Consider the following 26,483-nt stretch of genomic DNA (forward strand, 5'->3'; position numbering starts at 1 on the left):
CAGCGCTAGTTCCCCTCTCTTACCGGTGCTTAAAGAAAGGCGCCTGTGGACAACTCGTCCACAGGCGCCTTTTCGCGATCTGAGGGTTGGTGGCCAACGCCGCACCCGTGCTCCCGCCCGCGCGGGCAACGGAAATCCGACACACTACGGAGTTCGAATGGCATTGCGGCGTTCGTGGCTTTATTGTGATCTGCGGCGTGCTGCTGATCTTGGGATGCGGTTTTGGGTGCACGTCATGCCGGTCGGATGAGCGATGTTCACCCGGCGTGCACGAAAACGACATCCGGTGAGTTCAGCATTGACGCGGCAACTCGGCGGGAAGTTCGACGAGGGCGAGGTTTGGAGCGGTATGCAGTGGAAGAAGGTCGTCGCGGCTCTGGGCGCGTCCGCGACCGTGATGTCCGGCTTGGTTTTCGGCAGTGGGTCGGCCAGCGCCGCTCCCGGTTGCCCGAGCCTGTACGTGGTGGCGATCCCGGGTACCTGGGAGACCGGGCGGGACAAGACCCCGCAGCCCGGCATGCTCGCCGGCGTCACTCGGGGCCTGCCCGCTTCCACGGAAGTCGACTACGTGACCTACGCCGCGACCGCCTTCCCTTGGGAGGGTGAGATCTACGGCAACTCCAAGAAAGAAGCGGTCGACAACGCGCGCGGCCTGATCGCGGACATGGCGCGGCAATGCGGCGCGACCAAGATCGCGCTGATCGGCTACAGCCAGGGCGCGGACGCCGCCGGTGATCTGGCCGCCGAGATCGGCACCGGTCTCAGCGTCGTGCCTGCCGATCGCGTCGCCGGTGTCGGCCTGATCTCCGATCCACGCCGTTCGCCCACCGACGTGCAGGTCGGCCCGGTCGCTGCGGGCGCGGGCGCGGGCGGTCCCCGGGTCGGCGGTTTCGGCTGGGTCAGCGATCGCACCCGCACCATCTGCGCGCTCGACGACCTCTACTGCGCGACCGCGACCGACGACTTCGTCACGCGGTTCGCCGGTTTCCTGGCTCAGGCGTCGGACGCCAACCCCGCCAACATGTGGCGCTACCAGATCGAGGCGGGCAACATCCTCGGCGATCTGATGTCCTCGGGTGGTGTCCCGGTCCTGCAGGCGCAGCTGACCGACTCGGCCAACCAGCAGCGAGCCAAGGACCTGGAGCGCTTCTACAAGTCGCAGTCCCACACCCTGTACGGCAGCTACCCCGTGGGCGGCGGCCAGACGGCCATCTCCTGGATGCACAACTGGATCGCGGGCATGGCCTGAGCAGCCCCCGAAACCGCAAGGCCCACCTCCGAGTTCTCGGAGGTGGGCCTTTCCATCTGGCCGACCGGCTAGCTCGACCCGGTGGGCGGCAGGAACTGCTGGAACTGCTGCGGCGGGCCACCTCGCCACGGGCCGTCACCCGGGCGGCCGTCGGGACCACGGCGCGGGCCGTCGTGCCGTTCGTGGCGTTCGAAGTGGCGTGGCCTGCCATCGATGTCGGCGCCCTGCTGCGGCGCGTCCACCAGTTGTACCTGGCCCTGGTCGGCCGGGGTCTCGGCGGACGCGGTCGTCGCGAGGGCCGCGAGCGGGACGGCGATCAGCGCACCGGCCACGGCGACCCGGGCCAGACGCCGCAGCGGCGTAGCGGTTTTGGAGAGCGACACGGTATTCCTTTCTCTCGAACCGTGAACCACTGTTCGGGGAGCGGCTCACCGGTCCTATCGAAGATTCCGTCACTGGGACACCGGTGCGACAGGCCTGGGAATCGGCTGGGAAGACGTAGCGCGGGCCGGTATTGCGGGGCAACAGATCTCAGGTATGCCCGATCTCGTGCACGGTGGCGGCCGTGCGCAGCACCGTCCAAGTGCACAAGAGGGCCCACCTCCGAGCTCGGAGGTGGGCCCTCTTCGATGTGGCAGGTCGGGCTAGCTCGACCCGGTCGGCGGCAGGAACTGCTGCTGCGGGCCATCCTGCCGTGGGCCGTCGTTCGCGCCACGGCCCGGCCCGTTGTCCGGCCCACGCCCCGGACCGTCGTTCGGCCCACGGCCCGGATCATCACGCCGTTCGTCATGTGCGGACCGGCGCGACCAATCGTCGTGATCGGTTATCTGCTGCGGTGCGTCCACCACCTGTACCACGCCCGAGGGTGCCGGGGTTTCGGCGGATGCGGTCGACGCGAGGGCCGCGAGCGGGACGGCGATCAGCGCACCGGCCACGGCGACCCGGGCCAGACGCCGCAGCGGCGTAGCGGTTTTGGAGAGCGACACGAAATTCCTTCCTTTCGGACCGTGGGCCGCCGGTTGGAGCGGCTCACGTGTCCTATTTCAATTCGTGTCACTGGCACATCGATGCGACCGGCCTGGCAATCGGCTGGGAGTGCTCAGCGCGGGCCGATATTGCGGGGCAGCAGATCCCAGACGTGCCCGTTCTCGTTGACGGTGGCGGCCGTGCGGCGTCCCGTACGGGAGAACAGGATCCTGGTGATCGAGCAGTAGTCGATAGGGAAGGTCAGCGGCCTTTCCAGCCCGAGCACCTCTTGCAGCAGGACGTTGATCACACCGCCGTGTGCGAACACGACCACGGTGTCCGCCGGATCGGTGGCCGCGACGATATCGGAGACGGCGGCGCGCACCCTGGACGTGAACGCCGCAGCGTCGACCTGCACCGGGAGATGCCCGGCCTTGATCCGGTCATAGGCATCGCGGAATTCGACCTTGGCGTCCTCGATGGGGATGTAGGCAGGCAGATCGCGATCGTATTCGGCGAGTCCATCGATGACATCGACGCCGAGACCCAGCTTCGCGGCGGTCGGTGCCGCCGTTTCCCTGGCCCGGCGCTGCGGGCTGCTCACCACCCGGGAAACCCGGTGATGACCGAGCGCCGCGGGCACCCGCTCGGCTTGCTCAACCCCGACCGGGGCCAACTCCGGATCGGCGGGCCCACTCGAACTCGACATCCGGACGGGCTGAGCATGGCGAACGAGAATCAACTGCACCCGCCCCACTCTGCCGCATGTCCATAACTCACTCCATCCGGCCCGCGGTATAGAGCCGATGACGTCGTTCTCGCCGTGGAGGTCGTCGCCGCCGAATCGCGCACGCGCGATCGGGAGCGCAAACCGCTTTTACGCGCGTGCGGGAATCGCTCACTTCTGGCGAGTCGAGAACGCGGGCGGCCGCCCGGTCGTCTACGTCTACGAATTGGATCCGGCTACGAAGACGTACGCGCTCACCGGGATTCACCATGATCGCCTGAAGCTGACCGTGCCGTTCGATATGGACATCGATCTGACCGACATCGATCGACTCTGAGGCGGTCGGTAGACGACGGGAAACGACGGCCCGGTTCGCTTCGCGCGAGCCGGGCCGTCGATGTCTGCCGCTAGTTGTTCTTCTTGCGCTTGGCCAGCAGGTAGACGCCGCCGATGATCAGCGCGACTACCAGCAGGCAGCAGATCGCGCCGATGATCAGGCCGCCCCCGCCCCTGCCCTTCTTCTTTTTGGCGGCCAACTCGAGCGCGGAGTTCCACGTGTCGGGGCTGGCCCACACGGTGTGGTCCAGCAAACTCGCGTTCGTCAGCAGGTCAAGGTACATATCGAGCCCCTTACGGTGTAGCGGCCTCCTCCCGGGGCCGAATCTCCAAGGGTAGCGGCCCGATTCGCTCGAGGAGACCCTTCCACGACGAAGCCCCGGTCAGCGTGGTTTCACCAAGGGGAACGGCAGCGTCTCGCGAATGCTGCGTCCGGTGATCAGCATGACGATCCGGTCCACGCCCATGCCGAGCCCGCCGGTCGGCGGCATGGCGTGCTCGAGCGCCTGCAAGAAGTCCTCGTCGAGCTCCATCGCCTCCGGATCACCGTTGGCCGCGAGCAGTGACTGCTCGGTGAGCCTGCGGCGTTGCTCCACCGGGTCGGTGAGTTCGCTGTAGGCGGTACCGAGTTCGACGCCCCAGGCGACCAGGTCCCAGCGTTCGGTGACGCCGGCGATGCTGCGATGTTGCCTGGTCAACGGGGACACCGAAGTCGGGAAGTTGATGTAGAACGTCGGCTCCTCGGTACGGGATTCGACCAGGTGCTCGTACATCTCCAGCACCACCTGGCCCGCGTCCCAGCCGTGCTGATAGGGCACTTCCGCCTTCTCGCACAGTTCGCGCAACTCCTCGACCCCCGTCTCGGGGGTGATCTCGGCTCCGATCGCCTCCGACACCGCGCCGTGCACCGTCCGCACCCGCCACTCGCCGGAGATGTCCACCTCCTCGAAGGTTCCGTTCCCGGTGGGGCGCAACGCCACCATCGCGCCGTTGGCCGCGATCGCGGCGTTCTGGATCAGCCTTCGGCAGGTGTGCATCATGCGCTCGTAGTCGCTGTGCGCTTCATAGGCCTCGAGAATGGTGAATTCGGGGTTGTGGCTGAAGTCGACGCCCTCGTTGCGGAAGGTCCGGCCGATCTCGAACACCTTCTCCATACCGCCGACGCACAGCCGCTTCAGATACAGCTCGGGCGCGATCCGCAAGTACAGGTCGAGGTCGTAGGCGTTGATGTGGGTGACGAACGGCGTGGCGTTGGCGCCGCCGTGTACCTGTTGCAGGATCGGCGTCTCCACTTCCAGGTAACCCTGAGAGTTCAACGAGTCCCGCAGCGAGCGCACCACCGCGCTTCGCTTGGCCAGCACCTCGCGGATCTCGGTGTTGATCGCCATGTCCACATAGCGCTGCCGCACCCTGGCCTCGGGATCGGCCAGCCCCTTCCACTTGTCCGGCAACGGGTGCAGGCACTTGCCCAGCATGTGCCAGTCGGCCGCGAGCAGGGAGAGCTCACCGCGCCTGCTGGCACCGATCTGACCGCTGACCTCGATCAGATCGCCGAGATCGAAGAACTCGCCGAACTCGGCGCTGCGCGCTGCGCCGACCCGGTCACGATCGATGACCAGCTGGATGTCGTCGGTCCAGTCGCGCAACACCGCGAAGATCACGCCGCCGTAGTCGCGGATGCGCAGCAGCCTGCCGCACACCCGGACCGTGGTGCCGCGCGGGGAGCGGCGCGCATCGGCGACGGTATGCGTCGGCGGGTAGGCCACCGGATAGGGATCTATGCCGGACTCGGCCAGGCGCGCCAGTTTGTCCATGCGCACCCGGACCTGTTCCGGCCTGCGCGGCAGCTGCTCCGCACCGTCGACCTCGGCGATGTCCGGCGGGCTCCCGTCCGCGTGCAGGCCGGTCACGGTGGCGGGCACCGCCGTGTGCTCGCCGGTGTGGGTCGCGGTGTCCGGCTCCTTGCCGAACCGGGGTAGGAAGCCCTCGGCCAGTGCGCTGGCCACCGCGACGCGCGGAAGCTGCCTACGTTCCTCGAACAGGAAGAACCGGGGCACCCAGTACGGCTGGTACTTCACATTCGAGCGGTACAGCGCTTCCAGCTGCCACCAGCGGGAGAAGAACAGCAACACGCCGCGCCACAAGCGCAGCACGGGCCCGGCCCCGATCCGGCCGCCCTCCTCGAACACCGAGCGGAAGACCGCGAAGTTCAGCGACACCTTGGTGATGCCGTACTGCTCGGAACTCAGCGCGAGCTGCGAGATCATCAGCTCCATCACGCCGTTGGGCCCGCCGGGGTCGCGGCGCATCAGCTCCAGCGAGACACCGGTGCGGCCCCACGGAACAAGCGACAGCATGCCGAGCACCCGCTCCTGCGGGTTGACCGCCTCCGCCAGGAGGCAGTCGCCGTCCAGCGAATCGCCCAATCGGCCCAGCGCCATGGAGAACCCGCGCTCGGTCTCGGTGTCGCGCCAGGCGTCGGCGCGGGCGATGATCCGGGCGAACTCCTCGGCAGGGATATCGCGGTGCCTGCGGATACGGACCACCACACCGTGTTTGCGCAGCCGGTTCGCGGCTTGGCGGACCGGCTTCATCTCGGGCCCGGCCAGCGAGAAGTTCCTGGTGTCCAGAATGGCCTCGTCGCCGAGACGCAGCGCGGAAAGACCCGCCCGGCGGTACGCCGTCGCACCGAGTTCGCTCGCGCCCATCACCGCCGGCGCCCAGCCGAACTGATCGGCTTGCCGGAGCCAGGCATCGATCGCCTGCGGCCATGCCTCGCGAATGCCGATGGGATCGCCACTGGCCAAGCAGACACCCAGTTCCACCCGGTAGGTCACCGCCGCCTTGCCGCTGGGCGCGAACACCACCGCCTTGTCCCGGCGGGTGGCGAAGTAGCCGAGGGAATCCTCCACGTCCGACCGCTCCAGCAACCCGCGCAGCGCCGACTCGTCGGTGCCGGTCATCGCGTTCGCCGCCCGCTGCGAGCGCAACAGGATCACCACCGCGGCCAGCAGCGCGACGGCGCCGAACAAGCCGAGCAGGAAATTCACGAACGGCGGCGGATGCCCGTCGAAGTGCTCGTTGTCCGCCAGCACCGCCGCGGTCACACGATAGATCGCCCAGCCCGGTCGCTGCACGCCCTGCGGGAGGCTGCCCGGGAACAATTCCACCAGGCCCCAGCCGAGCAGCGCGCCGATCGCGAGGCCACCCGCCAGCACACCGAGCGCCTTCCACCCGGCGCCGCGACGTACCTTGGTGTAGAACTCCGGCCACGCCGCGATGAGCACGCCGATCACGGCGAGATGCAGCACCATCGCCACCAGCGCGTGGATACTGCCCCGCTCGGCGAAGGTGACGCCGTTGACGATCGTGTAGATCGCGAGATAACCGGTCAGCAACCACCAAGCGATCCGTTTGCGGCTGGCGATCGCGCCCGCCGTCAGACCGACGACCAGCGCCCACATCAGGTTCGTGTCCGGCGCGTCGAAGTAATAGGTATCGATATAGCGGCGCGGCACCTGGGTCAGGAAACGCAGTCCCGGCGAGAGGCTCCAGAGGAAGCACAGCGCCGCGAATACACCGAGCGTCAACCCCGCGATATGCGGCACTTCCGAAAGTCGTCCGTGACCCCGGTGGGGAACCGGCGGAGTCGGTTTATCCGCGCGTGGTGCGGTGTCGAGGTGTTGCTGGGCTTGCGTGGAGGTCACGGAACCAGTGTGTACGTGAGTGTGTCGGATTTGCCAAGCCTGCGGCGCGCGTGTTTGTGCGGTGTTTGTCCGGGCGAGACTTCTTCGCGGCGGGTTCGTTGCCGGTCAGAGCCGAAGGCCGACTTTCCCGATTCCGCGCTGACCTGGGCGGAGTGGCCGATCAAATCGGTATGAATTCGATGCATATGGTCGGACGGCAAGATTTCTGCGCGGCGCGGAAGGTCCGGCTCGAGTTGCCCTGAGATCGCTGAGGGTATGGGGCGGTGTTCGGTGAGTTCGGATGGGGGAGTAAGTATTTACTTCATGTCGGAACCAGTCGAAGTGCCGATCGATGACGACGTTATTCGGCTCGGCCAGTTTCTGAAGCTGGCCAACCTGATCGAATCCGGTTCGGAGGCGAAGACGGTGATCGCCGCCGGATTGGTGCGGGTGAACGACGAGGTGGAACTGCGGCGCGGGCGGCAACTGCACATCGGCGATGTGGTCGCGATTGCCGGTCACAAAGCGATCGTGTCCGCCTGACCGCAGGCAGGGCGGCCGGAAATACGGGCCCGCCGCCGAGCCGCTCAGTCCTCGGCGCGCACGACGATGCCATCGTGGTCGCTGTAGAGCACCTCGCCGGGCACGAAGGTGACCCCACCGAACTCCACCGGCACATCGCGCTCGCCGCTACCGGTCTGCGTGCTCTTGCGCGGATTCGTGCCCAGCGCCTTGATACCGATATCCAGGGTCCGCAAGATGGCGGAGTCGCGGACCGCGCCATTGACGACGACGCCTGCCCAGCCGTTCTCGACGCCGCGCCCGGCGATGATGTCGCCGACCAGTGCTGTGTGCACACTCGCGCCGCCGTCCACCACCAGCACCTTTCCCTCGCCCGGCTCGCCGAGCGTCTGCTTCACCAGCAGATTGTCCTGGAAGCAGCGGATGGTGGTGATGCGTCCGGAGAAGGCCGCACGCCCGCCGAACTGGATGAACTGCGTGTCGCAGCTGCGGATCTCCGGGCCGATCTCGTCGGCCAGGTCGGCGGTGGCGATTACATTCTGCGATTCGGTCACGGTGCTATTTTGCAGCGCCTGCGGCGCCGCGTGTTCGCGGCCCTCCTATGGCTCGCGAACGGAACATGCTCGGTCTCGGGCTCACGTAGACGTGCGACGCCGTCGCGGTGGTCGTTCGGCGCGCGCGTCGCGTCTCGGATGTGGGCGGAGCTATCGGTGGCCGTAGCGCAGTTCGTATAGATCGCGGTCGTGGTCGGTGCACTTGCCGTGGTCGACCAAGTCGGGGCTCAGGCCGTGCTGGATCAAGCGGAAGCGGCGCCAGACGTAGCTGAGCGCGACCGTGAAGACGACCAGCGGAACGATCATCATCACGATCAAGCCGATCTTCAGGGGCAACGGTCCGGGGAACAGCAGCACCAACGCGAGGAACGGGATGATCGGACCGATGAAACGGACGAGATAGCGCTCCATGGCCCCGTGGCCGACGAGGTCGTGGGTGACCCACTCGTGCAGCTCCTCGGGGAGCTCGCGGCCGAGATCGTAGGCGATCCGCTGCCGAAGTGTGGGAGTCTTCATGCCTCTAGGCTATGCCTGTGGTATAAGTCACCGCTAGGTCTCGCTGCGGCTCAGGCGCGTCCGTGCCTGCGCTCGTAGTCGAGGCGGTCGCGCTCGTCGCGGCGGCGGGTGCCGGCGTCCGCGAGCGCGGGGTCGAGGCCGTGCTTGATCAGCCGATGACGCCGGTAGACGTACAGCAACGCCACCGTGAAGTAGATCAGCGGGATGTACAGCAGCGCCATCATCGCCAACCCCGTCCACATCGGGCCGGGCAGCAGCAGGAACAGCATGAGCACCGGGAGCACTGGCACCAGGAACCGCAGCAGATAGCGCCGCGTGGCACCGGGCCCGACCAGATCCTCCCGCACCCATTCGGACATCGATTCCGGCAGCGTGCGGCCGAAGACATAGCCGATCCGCTGTCCGAACGAGGGTGTAGCGCTCACGACTCCAGCATCCCTCTTCGGTCGGTCCCGGACATGGTGATGCGCCGCGGACGCGGCAGATCGAGCAACGGATCAGACCGAGTCCGCGTGGAACTCGGCGATCTGGGTGACCAAGTTGTGGGTCGTGTGCTGCACGGCGATCTTGACGAACGGCTCGATGGTCTTACCGAGGGCCCGCCCCGCCAGGCCGCCGGGCACGCGGTAGTCCACGATCGCGTCGACGGTGCAAAAGCCCTCGCCCTTGTCGTGGAACAGGAATGTGGACGAGACGTCGAAACCCTTGACGGACTCCACGCCGATCGCGAAGTTCCGCTCCCAGCGGACCACTCGAATCCGCGACTTCAGCGAGGCGGGGCCCAACTTCATGTGCCCGTCGAACGTGGCACCGACACCTTCGGTCTGCGCACCGACCGGGGTGAAGGACTGGATGCCGTACAGGAACCGCGACAGGTTCCGATAGTCGTTCACGTAGGCGAACGCGGACTCCGCCGAGGCTACACAATCCTCGACAATCTTCACTTCGGTCATGCGCAGACCATAACCGGGACCCGGCGGTACGGCTCAAGCTGTCACCGCCAGGGTCGCGGCGAGCCCGAAGGCGAGCGCCATCACGAGCACCTCGGCAACCGCACGGCGCAACGAGTCCTTCGCGTCCATCCGGTGATCGGCCGCCTTCGGCACCCAACTGCGCCGCCACCACCAGCCGAGGGCGAGCAACCCGAGCAGCACCACGGTCTTGGCGAGCAGGATCCGGCCGTAACCGGTGCTGACGAACGGAGTCAACCCGCCGACCCGGATCAGTCCGTTGAGCAGTCCGGTCACCGCCACGACCGCAACCAGGGGCAGCGCCACCGCCGAATATCTCGGCAGCACGACCGCCCACTCGCCGCGGGTGCGCACGACCAGTGCCAGCGCGATCAGCAATCCGAACCAGGCGCCCGCCGCCAGCGCGTGCACCGCCGCAATCACGGAACCGAACGCCTGCTGCGACATATGCCCGGTGATCGGCCGCAATGCCAGCGCGACCGCCGCGAACACCAGGACGAGGTCAGCGGAGGCGGACCCGGGCCGCCGGAAAGCCAGCGCCGAGCCGCAGGCCACCGTCGCGACGCCGGCCAGGATCGCGATCCCGACCTGCCCACCGCTGACATCGACCAGATAGATGCCGAACTCCCCGGCCCCGAGTTCACGCACCGGAACGCCGACCACGTCGGCCGCCTCGAAGACCAGCACGGCGAACTCGGCGACCGCCCAGATCCCGGCGAGCACCGCCAGCAGCCGCCACGGTGTCCGCAGGCGCGGCGCGACCCTGGGCAGCGCGGCCAATCCGAGCGCGGTCGCTCCGACGCCGTCGGCCACCACCCGGACCACGGCCTCCCCGGGCAAGGGGACCGGCCGGATCAGAGCCCAGGCGAGCGCGACGCCGAGTAGCCCGGCCGGAATGGTCAGCAGCAGTGCGGGCCAAGGCATTCGGCCGGGGGCGCGCCGGGCGCCACCCCGGCCCCCGATCTTCACCTCGTTCACCGCTTCGAGTCGCGGTTCCTGCCGCCGAACAACGCGAACGCCAGCCCGCCACCGAACAATACGACCGCACCGACGACGAACACCCACAGCGGAATCCCGCCCGAACCGTCCGAGCTGTCCTTGGCTTTCGCATTGGGTTTCGGTCCCGGCGTGCCGTTGCCCGGCTTGCTGAGCGTGAAGTGCCGTTTGCCGCTGACCGGGTGCCCGTCGGCCGAGGTCACCCGGTAGGCGATGGTGTACTCACCGACCGGCCCCAGCTCGCCCAGGGCGACGCTGACGGTCTTGCCCTCGACCACCGGATCACCCTTCGACCACAAATTGCCGTCCGGCCCGACCACGGTGAGCGACGGGAAGCTGGGCTGCAGTTCCTCGTTGAACGTGACGCTCACCCGCTCCGGACCGGCGTCGACGTTCGAATTCTCCTCCGGGACGCTCCCGGTGGCCGCGGAGTGCGCGGCGGCGACCCCCGTTGCCGCGATGCCGAATCCGAGCAGGAACAGGCCCGCCACCAAGGCGGCGAGGAGACGGCGGGTCATGCGCGCCGCCCGCGGATCACGTTGCCGAGGCCGAGCGCGACACCGAGCAGGCCGAGCGCGAGACCGATACCGCCGAGCCAGCGGGCCGTCTCGTCGTCGTGGTCGTCGTCGTCGTCTTCGGCTTCGCTGCTCACTTTGTGCCCGTCCGCCGCGTCCTCCTTGCCTGCGGTCAGGGTCACCGAGGGGGCCGGATGTTCGGGTTCGTCGCCGTCCTTGCCGACCGGCTGGTCCCAGCTGACCACCTTGCCGTCGGAATAGGTCTGCTTGGCGGGGAAGCTGACCGAATCCAGCGCGGGCAGCGGGCCGATGGACACCGCGAAACGCTGGAACTGACCGGGCGGAATACCCGGCGCACCCGGGTCGGCGGTCCAGGTGATCGCGGTGACCTCCTTCTTGTCGTTGCGTTCGACCTTGGCCGACCAGCCGGGAATCGGTTCGGTGCGAGCCGATTTCGAGTTGGGCAGGGTGACGGTGAGCGCCGTGGTGCTCGCGGTGTCCGATTCGGTGGGCACCCGGAAGGTGGCGACGGTGTATCCGCCTTGCGCCGCGCCGGGAGCGTCCACCGTGACGTGGGCCGCGGCGGTGCCGCCTGCGAGCAGGACGAGTGCCGTTGTGGTGACCGTCGTTCCGACGGCGCGCGAAATCGAGCTGTGCATGCTCAGGCCTCCTGTGCGAAGGGGAAGGGTGTCGGGGGTCAGGCCGACACCGGTGGCGCGCGCGGGCCGAGCGCCCCGAGCGGAGCACAACGTGGGGGCAGGAGGCCGGGATCCGACCAGAGCGGCGCGCCGACGATCCGCATGCGCCGCGGCGGAGCGAATATCGCGCGCAGGGCACCGGAGGCGGCGGCGTAGAGCCGCTCGGTGAGCACGATCAATGCCGCGCAGCCGACCGTCGCGGCGGTGTGCGCGAGCAGCATCCATCCGGTCGGCAGTGGGGAAACCGTTGTAGCGGTGCCGGTCCCGGGGTGGTCGTGGCCGAGCAGAACCGACAGCGCGGCGTGGCTCAGCAGTTGACCGCCACCGAGCAGCCCGGCCAGGACGGACGGGCGCGGGTACGCCCGCACGGTTCCCGCGGCCGCGCCGGCCCCGGCGGCGATCAGCATCAGCAACGTCAGCTCGGTGGAGCCCGGCGCACCTCCGCCCGCTGCTCCGTGCGCCGCCACGGCGAGTACGCCGACGAGCACGCCGACCAGGCCACCACGCAGGTGGCCGGTGATCGGGTGCGGTGGCATCGGCAGCGGGAAGGTCAGCGCACGCCGAGCCGGGCCAGGATGTCGGACTCGATCCCGGACAGTTCGTGGGAAATCGATGCGTGCACCGAACGGCGGCGGTTGGCGGGCATCTGGTCGGAGGTGTGCACGGCGGCCGTCAGACTGCCCAGGCGGTCCTTGGTGGCGGCGACGAATTTCTGCGTCTCGCCTTTGTCCTTGCCGTTCTGCGCGCCGATCTTCAGCAGCGCCGCTTCGGCATTCGTGATGCGCGCCTGCAACTTGGCGCCGTGTCCGGTGAAGTCGCCGAGCTGGTCGACGCCAACGCCGAGTTGCTGGGCGCGGCGGGTGTCGAGCTGCCCGCGCAGGAAGGTCGCGCCGCGGTAGGCGAGCGGAGCGAGCACCGGGATGAGCACACGCGCCACGCCGAGGTACTTCTTCACCTGGCCTGCGCTGAACGGATCGCGCTCGGCCTTGGCCGCCACCTTCACGGCCGCTTTCTCCTCCGCCTGGAACGCCGCGATCTGCGCCTTGGCGACCTTGCGCTGGGTGCGGGCCTCGGCGCGGCGCGCCTTGCGGTCGTTCTTCGCGGCGAGCTTCGCCTCGATCGTGGCCTTGTGCTTGAGGGCTTTCGCCTCGGCCCTGCGGCTCGGCCGCCGCTTGCGCTTCGTGAACAACCCCATCGAAGGCCCTCCGTCATGCTGGTTCGCCATGGCAGTACGACGCCGGGGAAGCCCGTCCGCCCATGTCACACGCTTTGCCGCTACCCTATCGGGTCCGCTGTGTCAGCTGCGAGGGTAGTGCGGCCCCCGCCCTTCGCACCTGCCGATTCGCCATCGTCGCCGATCGGCCCGCTCCCGTCCCGAGCGAGCATGCCCGGCGGCCGCCCGGGTCGGTCCGAAGTGGCTTCCCCCGCAGACGCCTCGAGATCCGCGCTGCCGCGAACACCCAGCGCCGCAGGCGCTGGAAATTTAACACTGTCGGGGGTAGGGACCATACTGCTAAGCGTGGATTCGGACATCGGTGACCAAGACGGTCGCAAGCGCAACGGGACGGCCGTCGATCGGGCCACCGGCGCGCCGACCGCCTTCATCGATGCCAGGGCGCTGATCGGCTGCCGCCATCGCCTGCGTCTGGACGCGACGCACCCCGACGCGTTGGTTGGCATCTCCGAGGACGCGGGCGTGCGTCAGCGCCGGGATGCCGCCGCGGCGCACCGTGCCCGGGTGCGCGACGCGCTGACCGGCGCGGATCCCGGTGCCTGGGTGGTGATCGATCCCGAACTGCGCGCCGCCGAGCGCGCCGAAGCGACGATGCGCGCGTGCGAAACCGGTGCACAGCACATCTGGGGCGGCCTGCTACCGCAGGAGCCGGACACCGGCAGGCGCGGAGGTTCGGAGATCCTGCTGCGCGACACCGACCGCGGCGGGTACATCCCGGTCATCGTGGTGAACCACAAGGTGACCGACCCGCGTCAACCCGAGCCGGCCGACTTCCACCCGACCACCTCCGACCCCTATCACTGGGATCCGCAACCGGATCCGCATCGCAAGCTGCGTCAACAGCCTCGCGACCAGCAGCGCCTCGCCCATCTGCACCGGATGCTGCAACGGCACGGTCTGGCCAGTCCGGCGCTGGTCGGCGGTGTGATCGGCTTCGACTTCGATCGCATCCTGGTGCACGATCTGGCTCCGCTGCTGGCCGATTACGACCGCCGCTACGCCGACCGGATCGCGGTGGTGCGCGGCGAGCTGCCGACCGTCCCGTCGAAGGTGCCCGAGTGCAGGCAGTGCCCGTGGTGGACGCGCGGGATCGAGGGGCCGAGCTGCGAGGGCTGGCTGATCGAACATCGCGACGTCAGCTTGGTGGCGCCCGGCTCGCGCGCCGAGGTGCTGCGCAGGCACGACATCGAGACCATCGACGAACTCGCCGCCTGGGTGGGCGAGGATCCGGAGGACTGGCAGCACGGCCCGTTCGACGAGGCCGTGGTCACGGCGCGGGCGTGGATCGCGGGCGCGCCGCTGGTGCGGCGGGTCGAACAGGTAAGGGTGCGACGCGCGGACGTGGAGGTCGACGTCGACCTGGAGAGCTTCCAGGAATACGGCGCGTACCTATGGGGAACGCTGCTCAACGGCGTGTACCGCCCGTTCGTCACCTGGGATCCGTTGCCCACCGAGGACGAGGGCCGCTCGTTCGGCGAGTTCTGGACCTGGCTGATGACGGTGCGCGCCGAGGCGGCCGCGACGGGTAGAACGTTCGCCGCCTATTGCTATTCGCGCACGGCGGAGGACAAGTGGCTGTACGAATCGGCGCGCCGGTTCGCGGGCCGCCCTGGCGTGCCGACGGTGGAGCAGGTGCGCGCGTTCGTGGACGGGCCGCAATGGGTGGACATGTTCCAAGCCGTGTCCGACCAGTTCATCTGCCCGAACGGCAAGGGACTGAAGAAGATAGCGCCGGTCGCCGGGTTCTCGTGGCGCGATCCCGAGGCGAGCGGCGAGGCGTCGATGAGCTGGTATCGGCTCGCGGTCGGCTACGACGGCGCCGCGCCCGACCAGACCCAGCGCACCCGTTTGCTGGAGTACAACGAGGACGACGTGCGCGCCACCCAGGTGCTGCGCGAATGGATGACCACCCGCGCCGACGAAGTGGTTCCCGGTCTCGCCGACTTCCGGCCGGTTACCGGTCCGCGATCGCACGGGGCCGTTCCCGGTTACGCGGCGGTGCCACCTTCGGTCACGTAGTCCGGGCGCGGCGGTACCATCGCGACGTGACAGAGCACGTCGAACAACTCGAGTTCCAGGCAGAGACCCATCAGCTGCTCGAGCTGATGATCCATTCCGTCTACTCCAACAAGGACACCTTCCTGCGGGAGCTGATCTCGAACTCCTCCGACGCGCTGGACAAGCTGCGCCTGGAGTCCTTCCGGGACAAGGATCTGCAAGTTGACACCTCGGACCTGCACATCGAGCTGGAGGTCGAGAAGGACAACCGGATCCTTACCGTGCGGGACAACGGCATCGGCATGTCGCGCGCCGAGGTCGTCGACCTGATCGGCACCCTCGCCAAGTCCGGTACCGCCGAGCTGCGCAAGAAGCTGAACGAGGCCAAGTCCGAGGCCGCGGCCGAGGAGTTGATCGGCCAGTTCGGCATCGGCTTCTACTCGACGTTCATGGTGGCCGACAAGGTCACCCTGACCACCCGCCGCGCGGGGGAGACCACCGGCACCCGGTGGGAGTCGAGTGCGGGCAGCTCCACCTACACGATCGAAGAACTCGACGAGGCCCCGCAGGGCACGTCGGTCGCACTGCACCTCAAGCCGGTGGACGAGGAGGATCACCTCTTCGACTACACCTTGGAGTGGAAGCTGCGGGAGATCGTCAAGAAGTACTCCGACTTCATCGCCTGGCCGATCCGCATGCAGGTGGAGCGGACCGTCACCGAAGGCTCGGGCGAGGACGCCAAAGAGACGACCATCATCGAGGACCAGACGCTCAACTCGATGAAGGCGCTGTGGACGCGCCCCAAGAGCGAAGTCTCCGACGAGGAGTACAAGGAGTTCTACAAGCACGTCAGCCACGGCTGGGACGATCCGCTGGAGATCATCCCGTTGAAGGCCGAGGGCACATTCGAATACCAGGCACTGCTGTTCATCCCGTCGCACGCCCCGTTCGACCTGTTCACCCGCGAACACAAGCGCGGTGTGCAGCTCTACGTCAAGCGGGTGTTCATCATGGACAACTGCGAAGAGCTCATGCCGGAGTACCTGCGCTTCGTCAAGGGCGTGGTGGACGCGCAGGACCTGTCGCTGAACGTCTCGCGTGAGATCCTGCAGCAGGACCGGCAGATCCAGATGATCCGCAAGCGCTTGGTGCGGAAGGTGCTGTCCACGGTCAAGGATCTGCAGGGCGCCGAGGACCAGACCAGTTACCAGACGTTCTGGAAGGAATTCGGCCGCGTCCTGAAGGAGGGCCTGCTCTCGGACTTCGACAACCGGGAGACCATCCTGCAGGTCTCCTCGTTCGCCTCGACGAACTCCGAGACCGAGCTGACCACGCTGGCCCAGTACGTGGAGCGGATGCCCGAGGGACAGGACACGATCTACTACATGACCGGCGAGACCCGCCACCAGGTCGAGAGTTCTCCGCATCTGGAGGCGTTCAAGGCCAAGGGCCGCGAGGTGCTCATCCTGACCGACCCGGTCGACGAGATGTGGGTCGGTTCGGTGCCGGAGTTCGACGGCAAGGCGTTCCAGTCCATCGCCAAGGGCGAGGTCGACCTGGAGACCGAGGAGGAGAAGAAGGCCTCCGAGGCGCTGCGTGAGCAGCAGGACAAGGACTTCGCGGATGTACTGACGTGGCTGGGCAAGACGCTGGAGCAGAACGTCAAGGAGGTGCGCCTGACCAACCGGCTCACCACCTCCCCGGCCTGCCTGGTCGGTGACGTGTTCGACTTCACGCCGATGCTGGAGCGGATGTATCGCGCCTCGGGTCAGGCGCTGCCGGAGAGCAAGCGGATCCTGGAGCTCAACCCGACTCACCCGCTGGTCACCGGCCTGCGCGACGCGTACGCAGGCAAGAAGGACGAGGCCGACGCGGGTACGGCGACCGAGCTGTCGGAAACCGCCGAACTGCTGTTCGGCACGGCGGTGCTCGCCGAGGGCGGTGAGCTGAAGGATCCGGCGCACTTCGCCCACATCCTCACCGATCGGCTGACCCGCACACTGTGAACCGGTCCGCGACCGGAGGACCACGTCGAGGTTCTCCGGTCGCGGCCGGTGCGGTGGGCGATGTTTCGGCCATTTCTCGGTTACGGTGACCGTCGAGGTGGCATATTCGCAGGACTGGGGAGTATGCCCCCGGGTGGCGCGGTTAGATGTGGATGCCTGAAAGGATCGTCACAACATGTCCGCAAACCCGCTTGCCGTCGCCGAGCCATGGGATCTCGTCGCCGACGGGTATGCCGAGTTCGCGCCCACTATCATGCGACCGTTCTCGGCGCGGGCGCTCGAGTTCGCCTCGCTGTCGCCGCAGTCGCGCATAGTGGATGTCGCGGCGGGGCCGGGCACCCTCAGTCTGCTGGCCGCAGGGCACGTGGCCGAGGTCGAGGCGATCGATTTCTCCGAACCGATGATCGCGCGCCTGGCGAAGGACGCCGCTGCCGCCGGGTGGACGAATGTCCGCGCGCGGGTGGGCGACGGACAGAATCTGCCGTACGAGTCCGACCGGTTCGACGCCGGATTCTCCATGTTCGGCCTGATGTTCTTCCCGGACCGCGCCCGTGGCTTCGGCGAGCTGTTCCGAGTGCTGCGGCCGGGCGGTACGGCGGTGGTGTCGAGTTGGGCGCCGATCGCGGACTCGCCGCTGATGCGGATGATGTTCGGCGCCTTGACCGCGGCCGACCCGAATATTCAAGAGCCGCAACCGAACTTCTTGAGCCTGGAGAATCCCGAGGTCTTCGAATCCGAGATGCGCGGCGCCGGTTTCGAGGCCGTGTCCATCCAGCGGCATTCGATCGCGCTCACCTTCGCGGGCCCCGAGGAGATGTGGGAGGCCATGGTGCGCAGCAGCGCGCCTCTGGAGCTCATGCGCCACAGTGTGAACGCGCAGGTCTGGGCTCGGCGCGCCGCGGTCATGAAAGCGTTTCTCGCCGAGAAGTACCGGCCGAATTGCCCGTTGTCCACTACGGCCTACCTCGGCATCGGGCACAAGCCGCAGACGTGAGAGACGGCAGCGCGCGACCCTCGCCGGAAGGGCCGCGCGCTGCCGGAGTAGCGGAGCGGGATTACCGCGGCGCCATGCGCAGCGCGCCGTCCATGCGGAAGGTCTCGCCGTTCAGGTAGTCGTGCTCGACGATGTACTGCGACAGCTGCGCGTACTCGTCCGGACGGCCGAGGCGGGACGGGAAGGGCACGCCCGCCTCGAGGCCCTTGCGGTACTCCTCGGTGACGCCGGCCAGCATCGGAGTGTCGATGATGCCGGGGGCGATGGTGTTCACCCGGATGCCGAACTGGGCCAGGTCACGCGCGGCCGGAACGGTCATGCCGTGCACACCGCCCTTGGAGGCCGAGTAGGCGATCTGACCGATCTGGCCCTCGAACGCGGCGACGGAGGCGGTGTTGATGACGACGCCGCGCTGGCCGTACTCGTCCACGGCGTCGGTCTTGGCGATCGCGTCGGCGGCCAGCCGCATGACGTTGAAGGTGCCGAGCAGGTTCACCGTGATGACGGTGCGGAACAGCTCCAAGTCGTGCGGGCCGTTCTTGGACAGGATGCGGCCCGCCCAGCCGACACCGGCGCAGTTGACCACGATGCGCAGGGGCGCGCCGGATTCGACGACCTGTGCGACCGCCGCGGCGACCTCGTCGTTGCTGGTGACATCGGCGGGAATGAGGGTGACCCCGGCGGGCACGTTGTCGCCTGCGCGCTCGATCGACTGCGGTACATCGAGCCCGAAGACGGTCGCGCCCAGGTCGGCGAAGCGCTTGGCGGTGGCGGCGCCGAGGCCCGATGCGCCTCCGGTGACAATGGCGGCGGAACCCGAAATCTCCACGATGGTCCTCTCGTTCGTGACAGCCAGTTGGCCTTTCGTCAATTGCACCCTAACCGGTGCTCACCGCGCGGCCCTGCACGGCTCCCGTGACTCGTTCCCGATCAGCGCTACCGGCGCGCACCCTCTCCGACCGGCCGGGGGAGCCGACCGCGCAGAATGAAGCAGCCCAGTTCAGCTCGACCGAACACCGGAGTCACCGTATGACCGAATCGGCCCTCAGCGCACGCCTGCCCCGCGGCAGGCACGGCTTGCCGCGGGAGCAGGTGATCGCCTCGCAGCGCGAGCGGATCCTCGTCGCGACGGCGGAGGCCATGGCCGAGAGCGGGTACGTCGGAACGTCCGTCGCGGCGATCCTGAAACGGGCGGGCGTGTCGCGGGAGACGTTCTACGAGCAGTTCCGCTCCAAAGAGGACTGCTTCGAGGCGGCCTACGAGCGTGCGGTGCAGCTGTTGCTCGACCGGATCGCCGAGGCCACCCGGACCGATGACCACGCGGACGCCATTACTCGCATGGACCGGATCCTTCGCGCCTATCTCGAGTATCTGGTGGACGACCCGGCCAGTGCGCGATTGTTCTTGGTCGAGGTCTTCGCGGTGGGGTCGGCGGCCATCGCGCGCCGGGCCCAGTTGCTGGAGCGGTTCGTCGAGTTGATCGCCGCCGTGCTCGACGCGCGGACCGAGCAGCAGCGCTTCGCCTGTCAGGCCCTGGCCGCGGCGGTCGGTTCGATGGTCACCGCTCGGATCGCGGCAGGGGACGTGGACGGGCTGCCTGCGCTGCGGGAACCGCTACTGGATCTGGTGCGCCGGGGTGGCGGACTGTATGGGGCCGCACTGGGCTCGTGCGGCGACCCATCCGCGTGAGCAGCAGCGCCGCACCGGCCAGCGCGGGAGCGAGCGCCGCGAACCCCGCGACGGCGCCGCCGTCGAGGGCCGGTGTGGCCGCGCCGAGCAGGGTCGCCGAGCCGAAGTAGAGGAACAGCAGACCCGAGCCGATGCCGATGGCGTGCTCCGGCAGATGCTTGCCGACCAGAATGCCCACCGCGATGGCGAGCGCGTCGGCGGCGACCATGCCGATGGTCGAGCCGAGCCAGACGCCTACCCAGTCGTAGTCGGTGGCCAGCGCGGCGGTCGCGAACATGGTGCGATCGCCCAGCTCGGCGAGCAGGAAAGCGGACAGCACCACGAAGAACGGCGCACCGGCGGCCTTCGGTGTCTTCGGCTTCGGATCGTCATCGCCGGAGCCGAAGTGCTCGCGCAGGGTCCACAGGCCCACGGCCAGGAAGGTGACGGCGGCGACCAGCGCGATCGCCCTGGTGGGCAGTGCCGCACCGAGGAAGTGGCCGACGCCGACCGAGATCAGATGGACCGCGGCGGAGGCCGTCGCGATGCCGCCCAGCACCACCCACCAGCGATAGCGCAGCGCGAACGTCAGCGCCATCAGCTGGGACTTGTCACCCAGTTCGGCGAGAAAGACGATGCCGATGCTCAGCAAGACGGTGGCGATCATGTGTGGCGGTTCTCCCAGGTCTCCGGCCTGCCGGTCGGAGATACGGAGGCTCCGGCCGACAACGAGGTGGTTGTCCAGGCCGAAGGTCTCGCCCACCGGACGGATGCCGGTTCACACAGCCGGACCCGGGCCCTGGCAGACCGGCGGGTCAGTATGTCGACTGTGCGATTGGGGGCTACTCCCCTTCGCTGCAGCCGACTCTACCCGCGGGATCGGCTCCTGCCAACCCGCGGTAAGCGAAATCGCTATGCGCACAATAAGTTTGGTGATCCAACCGGTGAATTTCGGTTACCCTCACGCGGCCAGCAGCATAGCCAGAACCGCGGTATCGGGATCGCTGATCGGGTCCAGTCCGACCCGGCTGACCAGCGAGGTGATCGTTCCGTCCGACTCCGCCTCCACCCAGGCGGCACGGTGCTCCAGCCCCAGATGGGGCACGCCGGGCAGCAGCACGCATCCGGAGGCCGCGCCGGCGCATTCGGGCAGCGAAGGACGGGTTTCGGAAGGAGGATGCAACATCAGCAGCGCCGGTGGCACATGCTCGGCGAAATGGCCCGGCTCGACGGCTTCCTCGCCCAGGACCGGACCTTCGGCCATCACCAGGCCGACCGTGCCGGGAGCGGGATCGTCGGGCAGATCCTCACGGACACCGAACACCGTCGAGGTGGTCAACAACCCGGGTAGCGTGGCCACGCGCACGGCCAGGACCAGCACCTGAGCCCATTCCTTGGTCGTGTCCGGCCAGCGGCCGGAGATCAAGAAACCACGCAGTGATCCGCGCGAATGGAACGGCGTGATGCCGATCGGTTCGTTCGTGCGCATTCCTGCCTCCCGTTGTCGAACCCGGGGGCGACCTTGCCCGTCCCTTTAAGTGTGGATTCCCGAATATGAACCACGAGTCACCTGGCACACAAGTACCAAAGAGTGCCAATCGGACAATCCGGCGACGATAGGCGGGCAATCGGGCTGCGTACTCGGCGGATCCGGTCCCACCTCGCCGAGCCCGAATTCGCACCGGCTGGGCGGGGTATGCGGCAACGGGTCCGCGTCGCGGGAAACCAGAACGGGCCCGCGAACCCCGCCGCGCGTGGCGGACGGATTCGCGGACCCGGTTCCGGTGCGTCGATCCGGCTCAGCCGAAGATGAGGCCCTTGGCCTGCGAAGTGGCCTTGGCGAAGCGCTCCTGCACGTCGGCCCAGTTGACGACGTTCCAGAAGGCGGTCACGTAGTCGGCCTTGACGTTCTTGTACTGCAGGTAGAAGGCGTGCTCCCACATATCGACCTGCAGCAGCGGGATGATGCCCAGCGGGACGTTGGCCTGCTGGTCGTAGAGCTGGAAGGTCAGCAGCTTCTGGCCGAGGGTGTCGAAGCCGAGCACCGCCCAGCCCGAGCCCTGCAGACCGTTGGCCGCCGCGGTGAACTGCGCGCGGAACTTGTCGAACGAGCCGAACTGGTCGTCGATCGCCGCGGCGAGTTCGCCGACCGGCTTGTCGCCGCCGTTGGGGGAGAGGTTCTTCCACCAGATCGAGTGGTTGACGTGGCCACCCAGGTGGAACGCGAGGTTCTTCTCGTGCAGGAAGATGGCGCTGTGATCGCCCGACTCGCGAGCGGCTTCCAACTTCTCCAACGCGGTGTTCGCACCGGCGACGTACGCGGCGTGGTGCTTGGAATGATGAAGCTCGTTGATCTGCCCGGAGATGTGGGGCTCCAGGGCGCTGTAGTCGTAATCCAGATCTGGCAGCGTGTACTCAGCCACGATGTCCCTTCCTATGTCGGGCCGGTTGTGCCCGTTGTTCCGAGCACAGCCAACCATCATTCGTACACCCGGTCGATTCCAACTCGGGCCCACGCCCGCGCATTCCGGTGACGCCGCTCACAGCCTGCGCGTCGCGCACCGTCACATCACGCACATCGGCCCCACGGGAAACGCACGCGTAGCATCGAACCATGTCGTGGTACGACGAACTAGTGGGGCGTCTGAGCCTCCCCGACCCCGTCATGGTCGCTCCCGAGCGAGCCCTGCCGGGGCGGGCTGGACCGCTCGACGTGCCGGATACCCACTACGTCAACGGTCACCCGATCCACCCGCCGTTTCCCGACGGGCTACAGCTCGCGGTCGTCGCGATGGGCTGTTTCTGGGGCGCGGAGAAGGGTTTCTGGGAGCTCGACGGCGTCTACACCACGGCGGTCGGATACGTCGGGGGGTACACGCCCAATCCCACCTACGAAGAGGTCTGCAGCGGACGGACCGGCCACACCGAAGCCGTACTCGTCGTGTTCGATCCCGCGGTGATCGACTACGCGGGCATCCTCAGGCACTTCTGGGAGAACCACGATCCCACCCAGGGCATGCGGCAGGGCAACGACCGCGGTACCCAGTACCGTTCGGCCGTCTTCACCTTCGGCGCGGAACAAGCCGATCTCGTCCGCTCGACAGCCGAGGCATACGGCACGCGCCTGGCCACGGCGGGATACGGGCGGATCACCACGGAATTCGTGCCGCTCCCCGGCCTGGCGGCCTTCTACTACGCCGAGGGCTATCACCAGCAGTACCTGGCGAAGAACCCGGGCGGGTATTGCCCGGTGCACGCCACCGGAGTGAGCTGCCCGGTGGGCACCGGCGCCTGAGCGCAGCGACACGAAGAACCGCACATCCGGTCAGCGGATGTGCGGTTCGCCCGCGATGGATCTCGGGTGCGGCGCTCACAGCGGCGGAGCGATACCTGGACGCATCGCTCGTGGATCACCCGCATCGTGCGCCCGCCACCACCGCGCTCCGCCCGCGACGAAGTCCGCGAGGGGGATCTGCTTGCCCCGCGTGTCGTATACGACGATGTCGTCGAACCACACCCGGACATCCAGCTCGCGCGGATCGATGCCCTCCTCCTGGGAGAACTCCAGAACGTGCGCGGACTCGTGATCATCGATCCGGGTATCGAAACTGAGCAGTTCGCTCCACAACGCCCAGCTGCTGTCGTCGAGATCGATGAACTCCCAGCCGTGCAGCCGCCCGCCGCCGAAACTGCGGATCGCCTCGTCCAGGCCGTCCAATTGCAGGGGCAGTACCTGTGGTTCCAGGTCGTCCCAGTGCTGTGTGCGTAGGGACGCGGCGACCCGGCTCACGCCGGTGAACCGCACTTGCACCCGGGAGTCCTCGGCGGCCGTCCCCTGTTCGGGGAGGGTCAATACCTCGAGGTCGAGCCGCAGCTCGTCGGTGGTCTCGTCGACCGCGAGCCCGAGACACGTGGCCTCGGACAACGCGACGTTGAGACCTTCGGTGTCCATTCCGTGGCGTAGCCCCCTGCTCACGTTCATGCGCCCAGGCTACCGATCGTCACCGCCGGATCACGGCATTTCGGCGGCGTTCTGAATTTCATGGAACCGAACGCGTCCCGGCCCCGTCCAAGTAGTTGTCGGAACCCCCTCGGCCGCGGGTTCCGAAGTCGGCGACGAATGGCCGCTCCGGGATCGTCAGGAGGGGAGTCCCGGATCGGTCATTCGCACCGCACGGCTCTTAGGGGGTGAATCCTGTCACCCATCAGGCCGGAGGGTTCTGAACCGGACCAAAGGTACGGAACGACCTCGAAGTGGTAGCTGATTAGTTGCGGAAATGCCGCGCGAACGCGGCAAAATGCCTCTGACACCTGCGGCTTGTGGATCAGGCTGTGGATTATGTGGATAACTTCGCCCGAGTTATGCACAACCCGCATCGAGCGGGGTGCCGGTCGAGTTCCGGAGGGGAGAACATACCTGAAGTCGTAGCTCGCTGTCGAGGCCGCTCCCGGGCACGGAACTGCACGGTGGTCCGCCGCCCATGGCAGGATCGAATCTGTGACGAGCCCCCACGTTCCGTCGGTCACGGTGGAGAATGTGCCTGCCGAATTCGACAGTGCGCCCGCGCCGGCCGACACGCCGCGACCGATCCTGCTCGACGTCCGCGAGGACGACGAGTGGCGGCTCGGGCACGCCCCGGGGGCGACCCACATCCCGATGGTCGACGTCCCCGCCCGGATCGACGAGCTGGAGTACGACGCGGAGCTCTATGTCATCTGCCGGCAGGGCGGCCGGTCCCTGCAGGTGGTCGAATATCTCGCGCACATCGGCTATGAGGCCGTTCAGGTCCGCGGGGGCATGGTGGCGTGGCAGCAAGCCGGCCGCCCGCTGGTCGCGGAAGGCGACCACGAGGCGAAGATCTACTGACGAAAGAACGAGGTGCGCGGGTGAGTACGGTGGTACAACCTTGTGCCCGCTGCGGTGCGCGCTGGGCCGTGCAAGGGGCGCCGATGCACTGGTGCCCGCGTTGCCGCGGCGTGCTCCTCTCGCCGGCGCCGATCGATGCGCCCGCCGACCGCCGCAACTACCGCTGGGTGGCGCGCAAACCGGATCATCGCGGCCGCAGGACGCAGCCGCGCGCCCGGTCGGCCACGCAGAGCCGCACGCCTCGGTACGCGCAGATCCCGCGCTGGGGTCTGATCGACCCGCCACCACAGGCCGGAGGCGCGGTACGCCGCCCGCTCGGCAGGTTGACCGACTCGGTGGCCGTGGTGCTCGTCGCGGCCGCGGGTGTCTTCGGGCTCGCAGCCGTCGCCGAACTGGCGCGCTATGGACTTCTGCTGCACAACCGGACCCGTCTGATCCACCCCGCCGTACTCGCCGTCTCCGACGCATTCGTGATCGGTGCCGGTGTGCTCGCGATCCTGCTCTCGCTGCTGGCGGCCTCGTCCGCGGTCGGAAGGCTGATCGAGATCAGGCAGGCGGCCTACGCCGCCGTGGGCCGGAGCGACCCGCGTTCGCCACGAACGCTGGTTCTGGGTTGCCTGATCCCGGTGGTCAACTTGCTGTGGCCCGGAATCTTCCTGAGCGAAGTAGCCGTGTTGCACGGTGATCCCCGGGCGCGCCGGGCGGTCCGGATCTGGTGGGCGGCGTGGGTGTTCGGCGGCCTCGTGGCCGCGGCCGCGCTACTGTGGCGCACCGCGGATTCGTTGCAGGCGGAGGCGGACGGCGTGTTGTTCACCGCGTCGACCGACGTGGTCGCCGCGGCGGTCGCGCTGCTGACTCTCTGGGTGCTGCGCACGATCGAGGGTCGTGACCTGCTCGGTCGTCACCGGACCGCGCGCCGCTGGCTGATCGCGGTCGACCCCGCGGTGCCGGTGATCGAACCGGTGCATCCCGGCGGGGGTGGGCACACGGCCGAACCGGCGGGCGCCGAGCCGGCCCATGAGGAAAACGGTGCTGAGGACCGTGAGCAGGAGGAGGTTATGGCCAAGTGAGCCAGGGCAGTCGCGCGCCATTCGTCGTCGCGCATCGAGGCGCCTCGGCGGCGCGCCCCGAGCACACGCTCGCCGCGTACGAGCTGGCGCTGCAGGAGGGCGCCGACGGCGTCGAATGCGATGTCCGGCTGACCAGGGACGGTCATCTGGTGTGTGTGCACGATCGCACCGTCGACCGGACCTCCTCGGGCAGCGGACTGGTCAGCGAGATGACGCTGGAGGAACTGCGGGCCCTCGATTTCGGCGGCGACGGCTCGTCCGCCTCGGTACTGACCCTCAGCGAGCTGATCAGCCTGGTGCTGGACTGGCGCAGCAGGCCGACCAAGTTGTTCATCGAGACCAAGCACCCGGTCCGCTACGGCGCGCTGGTGGAGAACAAGCTGCTCGCCGAACTCCAGCGCTTCGGCATCGCCACCCCGGCCTCCGCCGACCATTCCCGGGCGGTCGTGATGTCGTTCGCGGCCACCGCGGTCTGGCGCATCCGGCGCGCCGCTCCGCTGCTGCCCACCGTTCTGCTCGGCGAATCGTCGCGCTACCTGGGCGGCTCCGCGGCCACCACCGTGGGCGCCACGGCCGTCGGCCCCTCGGTGAAGACCTTGCGCGAGCACCCCGATCTGGTCGACAAGGCCGCCGCCGCGGGCCGCGCCACCTACTGCTGGACCGTCGACGACCCCGACGACGTTCAACTGTGCGCCGACCTCGGCGTCAGCTGGATCGCCACCAACCACCCCGGCCGCACCAAGTCGCTGCTTCCCGCGGCCTGAATCGGCTGCGCGGGGACTGTGCGCCGACCTCGACCATGGGTTTCGACAGTCGCGAGACCGCTCATTGCCCGCTCGCCGTACCGAGTCGCGTGCCCCATGCCGGAACTCGATCGCCCAGCGCACCCCTTCGAGCCGGTTTCGCGCGA

Annotated in this window: 29 protein-coding genes and 1 pseudogene; 11 read left to right on the plus strand and 19 right to left on the minus strand. The window is 68.0% G+C overall.

Annotated features, from left to right (window positions below):
* Positions 1-349: 349 nt before the first annotated feature.
* Entirely contained in the window at positions 350-1,249 is a 900-nt protein-coding gene (locus tag ACFU5M_RS17270; protein WP_379050069.1) for a cutinase family protein, read from the plus strand.
* Positions 1,250-1,317: 68 nt separating this feature from the next.
* Here the strand turns inward: ACFU5M_RS17270 and ACFU5M_RS17275 are convergent, their stop codons facing one another.
* The 3 genes from ACFU5M_RS17275 to ACFU5M_RS17285 all read right to left on the minus strand — a co-directional run bounded on the left by ACFU5M_RS17275 (position 1,318) and on the right by ACFU5M_RS17285 (position 2,963).
* A complete protein-coding gene (locus ACFU5M_RS17275) occupies positions 1,318-1,632 on the minus strand; it encodes a hypothetical protein (protein WP_379049937.1) in 315 nt (104 codons plus the stop codon).
* A 261-nt stretch (positions 1,633-1,893) separates the two neighbouring features.
* A complete protein-coding gene (locus tag ACFU5M_RS17280) occupies positions 1,894-2,235 on the minus strand; it encodes a hypothetical protein (protein WP_379049940.1) in 342 nt (113 codons plus the stop codon).
* A gap of 113 nt (positions 2,236-2,348) precedes the next feature.
* Entirely contained in the window at positions 2,349-2,963 is a 615-nt protein-coding gene (locus ACFU5M_RS17285) for a histidine phosphatase family protein (protein WP_379049944.1), read from the minus strand.
* Positions 2,964-3,021: 58 nt separating this feature from the next.
* Here ACFU5M_RS17285 and ACFU5M_RS17290 point away from each other — a divergent pair, with 58 nt between their 5' ends.
* Positions 3,022-3,279 (plus strand): hypothetical protein, encoded by a 258-nt coding sequence (locus ACFU5M_RS17290; protein ID WP_379049946.1) that lies wholly within the window; start codon positions 3,022-3,024, stop codon positions 3,277-3,279.
* Between the two features lie 70 nt (positions 3,280-3,349).
* Here the strand turns inward: ACFU5M_RS17290 and ACFU5M_RS17295 are convergent, their stop codons facing one another.
* Complete coding sequence (locus tag ACFU5M_RS17295; RefSeq protein WP_379049949.1) at positions 3,350-3,562, minus strand: hypothetical protein; 213 nt, start codon at positions 3,560-3,562, stop codon at positions 3,350-3,352.
* A 99-nt stretch (positions 3,563-3,661) separates the two neighbouring features.
* The gene (lysX, locus tag ACFU5M_RS17300; RefSeq protein ID WP_379049951.1) at positions 3,662-6,985 is read right to left on the minus strand and encodes a bifunctional lysylphosphatidylglycerol synthetase/lysine--tRNA ligase LysX; all 3,324 of its coding nucleotides are present in this window, start codon (positions 6,983-6,985) and stop codon (positions 3,662-3,664) included.
* 303 nt (positions 6,986-7,288) lie between these two features.
* Here lysX and ACFU5M_RS17305 point away from each other — a divergent pair, with 303 nt between their 5' ends.
* A complete protein-coding gene (locus ACFU5M_RS17305) occupies positions 7,289-7,507 on the plus strand; it encodes an RNA-binding S4 domain-containing protein (protein ID WP_040864166.1) in 219 nt (72 codons plus the stop codon).
* A 44-nt stretch (positions 7,508-7,551) separates the two neighbouring features.
* On the opposite strand, the gene rraA is transcribed toward ACFU5M_RS17305, so the two are convergent.
* From rraA to ACFU5M_RS17350, 9 genes are all read right to left on the minus strand, one after another.
* A complete protein-coding gene (gene rraA / locus ACFU5M_RS17310; protein WP_040864167.1) occupies positions 7,552-8,040 on the minus strand; it encodes a ribonuclease E activity regulator RraA in 489 nt (162 codons plus the stop codon).
* A gap of 150 nt (positions 8,041-8,190) precedes the next feature.
* On the minus strand, positions 8,191-8,556 hold the full coding sequence (locus ACFU5M_RS17315) for a DUF5313 family protein (protein WP_379049955.1): 366 nt from the start codon (positions 8,554-8,556) through the stop codon (positions 8,191-8,193).
* A 50-nt stretch (positions 8,557-8,606) separates the two neighbouring features.
* Positions 8,607-8,981: a DUF5313 family protein gene (locus tag ACFU5M_RS17320; RefSeq protein WP_379049957.1), complete on the minus strand. Its 375-nt coding sequence runs from the start codon at positions 8,979-8,981 to the stop codon at positions 8,607-8,609.
* Between the two features lie 72 nt (positions 8,982-9,053).
* Positions 9,054-9,509: an SRPBCC family protein gene (locus ACFU5M_RS17325; protein ID WP_379049959.1), complete on the minus strand. Its 456-nt coding sequence runs from the start codon at positions 9,507-9,509 to the stop codon at positions 9,054-9,056.
* Between the two features lie 33 nt (positions 9,510-9,542).
* Positions 9,543-10,451, minus strand: coding sequence for a CopD family protein (locus ACFU5M_RS17330; protein WP_379050072.1), 909 nt, complete (start codon positions 10,449-10,451; stop codon positions 9,543-9,545).
* 50 nt (positions 10,452-10,501) lie between these two features.
* Positions 10,502-11,041: a copper resistance protein CopC gene (locus ACFU5M_RS17335; RefSeq protein WP_379049962.1), complete on the minus strand. Its 540-nt coding sequence runs from the start codon at positions 11,039-11,041 to the stop codon at positions 10,502-10,504.
* A complete protein-coding gene (locus ACFU5M_RS17340) occupies positions 11,038-11,697 on the minus strand; it encodes a YcnI family protein (RefSeq protein ID WP_379049965.1) in 660 nt (219 codons plus the stop codon). Before ACFU5M_RS17340 ends, ACFU5M_RS17335 begins: the two co-directional genes overlap by 4 nt.
* A 38-nt stretch (positions 11,698-11,735) precedes the next feature.
* The gene (locus tag ACFU5M_RS17345) at positions 11,736-12,272 is read right to left on the minus strand and encodes a hypothetical protein (protein WP_379049967.1); all 537 of its coding nucleotides are present in this window, start codon (positions 12,270-12,272) and stop codon (positions 11,736-11,738) included.
* 14 nt (positions 12,273-12,286) lie between these two features.
* Complete coding sequence (locus ACFU5M_RS17350; RefSeq protein ID WP_379049970.1) at positions 12,287-12,931, minus strand: DUF6474 family protein; 645 nt, start codon at positions 12,929-12,931, stop codon at positions 12,287-12,289.
* Between the two features lie 408 nt (positions 12,932-13,339).
* On the opposite strand from ACFU5M_RS17350, the gene ACFU5M_RS17355 reads away from it, so the two are divergent.
* From ACFU5M_RS17355 to ACFU5M_RS17365, 3 genes are all read left to right on the plus strand, one after another.
* A complete protein-coding gene (locus ACFU5M_RS17355) occupies positions 13,340-14,989 on the plus strand; it encodes a TM0106 family RecB-like putative nuclease (protein WP_379050075.1) in 1,650 nt (549 codons plus the stop codon).
* Positions 14,990-15,015: 26 nt separating this feature from the next.
* Positions 15,016-16,974 carry a molecular chaperone HtpG gene (gene htpG, locus ACFU5M_RS17360; protein ID WP_379049972.1) on the plus strand — a complete coding sequence of 653 codons (1,959 nt, stop codon included), beginning with the start codon at positions 15,016-15,018 and terminating at the stop codon, positions 16,972-16,974.
* Positions 16,975-17,149: 175 nt separating this feature from the next.
* The gene (locus ACFU5M_RS17365) at positions 17,150-17,968 is read left to right on the plus strand and encodes a class I SAM-dependent methyltransferase (RefSeq protein WP_379049975.1); all 819 of its coding nucleotides are present in this window, start codon (positions 17,150-17,152) and stop codon (positions 17,966-17,968) included.
* Between the two features lie 61 nt (positions 17,969-18,029).
* On the opposite strand, the gene ACFU5M_RS17370 is transcribed toward ACFU5M_RS17365, so the two are convergent.
* Entirely contained in the window at positions 18,030-18,797 is a 768-nt protein-coding gene (locus ACFU5M_RS17370) for an SDR family NAD(P)-dependent oxidoreductase (RefSeq protein WP_379049978.1), read from the minus strand.
* A 200-nt stretch (positions 18,798-18,997) separates the two neighbouring features.
* Between ACFU5M_RS17370 and ACFU5M_RS17375 the strand changes: the two are divergent.
* Positions 18,998-19,213: pseudogene (locus ACFU5M_RS17375) on the plus strand (TetR/AcrR family transcriptional regulator); the annotation flags it as partial.
* A 313-nt stretch (positions 19,214-19,526) separates the two neighbouring features.
* Here the strand turns inward: ACFU5M_RS17375 and ACFU5M_RS17380 are convergent.
* The 3 genes from ACFU5M_RS17380 to ACFU5M_RS17390 all read right to left on the minus strand — a co-directional run bounded on the left by ACFU5M_RS17380 (position 19,527) and on the right by ACFU5M_RS17390 (position 22,059).
* Complete coding sequence (locus ACFU5M_RS17380; protein ID WP_379050076.1) at positions 19,527-20,303, minus strand: TMEM165/GDT1 family protein; 777 nt, start codon at positions 20,301-20,303, stop codon at positions 19,527-19,529.
* Between the two features lie 294 nt (positions 20,304-20,597).
* Positions 20,598-21,125 (minus strand): hypothetical protein, encoded by a 528-nt coding sequence (locus ACFU5M_RS17385; RefSeq protein WP_062967044.1) that lies wholly within the window; start codon positions 21,123-21,125, stop codon positions 20,598-20,600.
* A 310-nt stretch (positions 21,126-21,435) separates the two neighbouring features.
* The gene (locus ACFU5M_RS17390) at positions 21,436-22,059 is read right to left on the minus strand and encodes a superoxide dismutase (RefSeq protein ID WP_039794275.1); all 624 of its coding nucleotides are present in this window, start codon (positions 22,057-22,059) and stop codon (positions 21,436-21,438) included.
* Between the two features lie 191 nt (positions 22,060-22,250).
* Here ACFU5M_RS17390 and msrA point away from each other — a divergent pair, with 191 nt between their 5' ends.
* Positions 22,251-22,931 carry a peptide-methionine (S)-S-oxide reductase MsrA gene (msrA, locus tag ACFU5M_RS17395; protein ID WP_379049983.1) on the plus strand — a complete coding sequence of 227 codons (681 nt, stop codon included), beginning with the start codon at positions 22,251-22,253 and terminating at the stop codon, positions 22,929-22,931.
* 75 nt (positions 22,932-23,006) lie between these two features.
* Here the strand turns inward: msrA and ACFU5M_RS17400 are convergent, their stop codons facing one another.
* A complete protein-coding gene (locus tag ACFU5M_RS17400) occupies positions 23,007-23,618 on the minus strand; it encodes a hypothetical protein (RefSeq protein WP_379049986.1) in 612 nt (203 codons plus the stop codon).
* 516 nt (positions 23,619-24,134) lie between these two features.
* On the opposite strand from ACFU5M_RS17400, the gene ACFU5M_RS17405 reads away from it, so the two are divergent.
* From ACFU5M_RS17405 to ACFU5M_RS17415, 3 genes are read left to right on the plus strand one after another with little or no spacing between them, the layout of a single operon-like run.
* The gene (locus tag ACFU5M_RS17405; protein ID WP_379049989.1) at positions 24,135-24,503 is read left to right on the plus strand and encodes a rhodanese-like domain-containing protein; all 369 of its coding nucleotides are present in this window, start codon (positions 24,135-24,137) and stop codon (positions 24,501-24,503) included.
* A gap of 20 nt (positions 24,504-24,523) precedes the next feature.
* Complete coding sequence (locus ACFU5M_RS17410; RefSeq protein ID WP_379049991.1) at positions 24,524-25,573, plus strand: DUF4328 domain-containing protein; 1,050 nt, start codon at positions 24,524-24,526, stop codon at positions 25,571-25,573.
* The gene (locus tag ACFU5M_RS17415; protein ID WP_379049994.1) at positions 25,570-26,337 is read left to right on the plus strand and encodes a glycerophosphodiester phosphodiesterase; all 768 of its coding nucleotides are present in this window, start codon (positions 25,570-25,572) and stop codon (positions 26,335-26,337) included. Before ACFU5M_RS17410 ends, ACFU5M_RS17415 begins: the two co-directional genes overlap by 4 nt.
* Positions 26,338-26,483 lie beyond the last annotated feature (146 nt).

The sequence above is a fragment of the Nocardia sp. NPDC057455 genome, assembly GCF_042802775.1.
In the GTDB taxonomy this organism is placed as follows: Bacteria; Actinomycetota; Actinomycetes; order Mycobacteriales; family Mycobacteriaceae; genus Nocardia.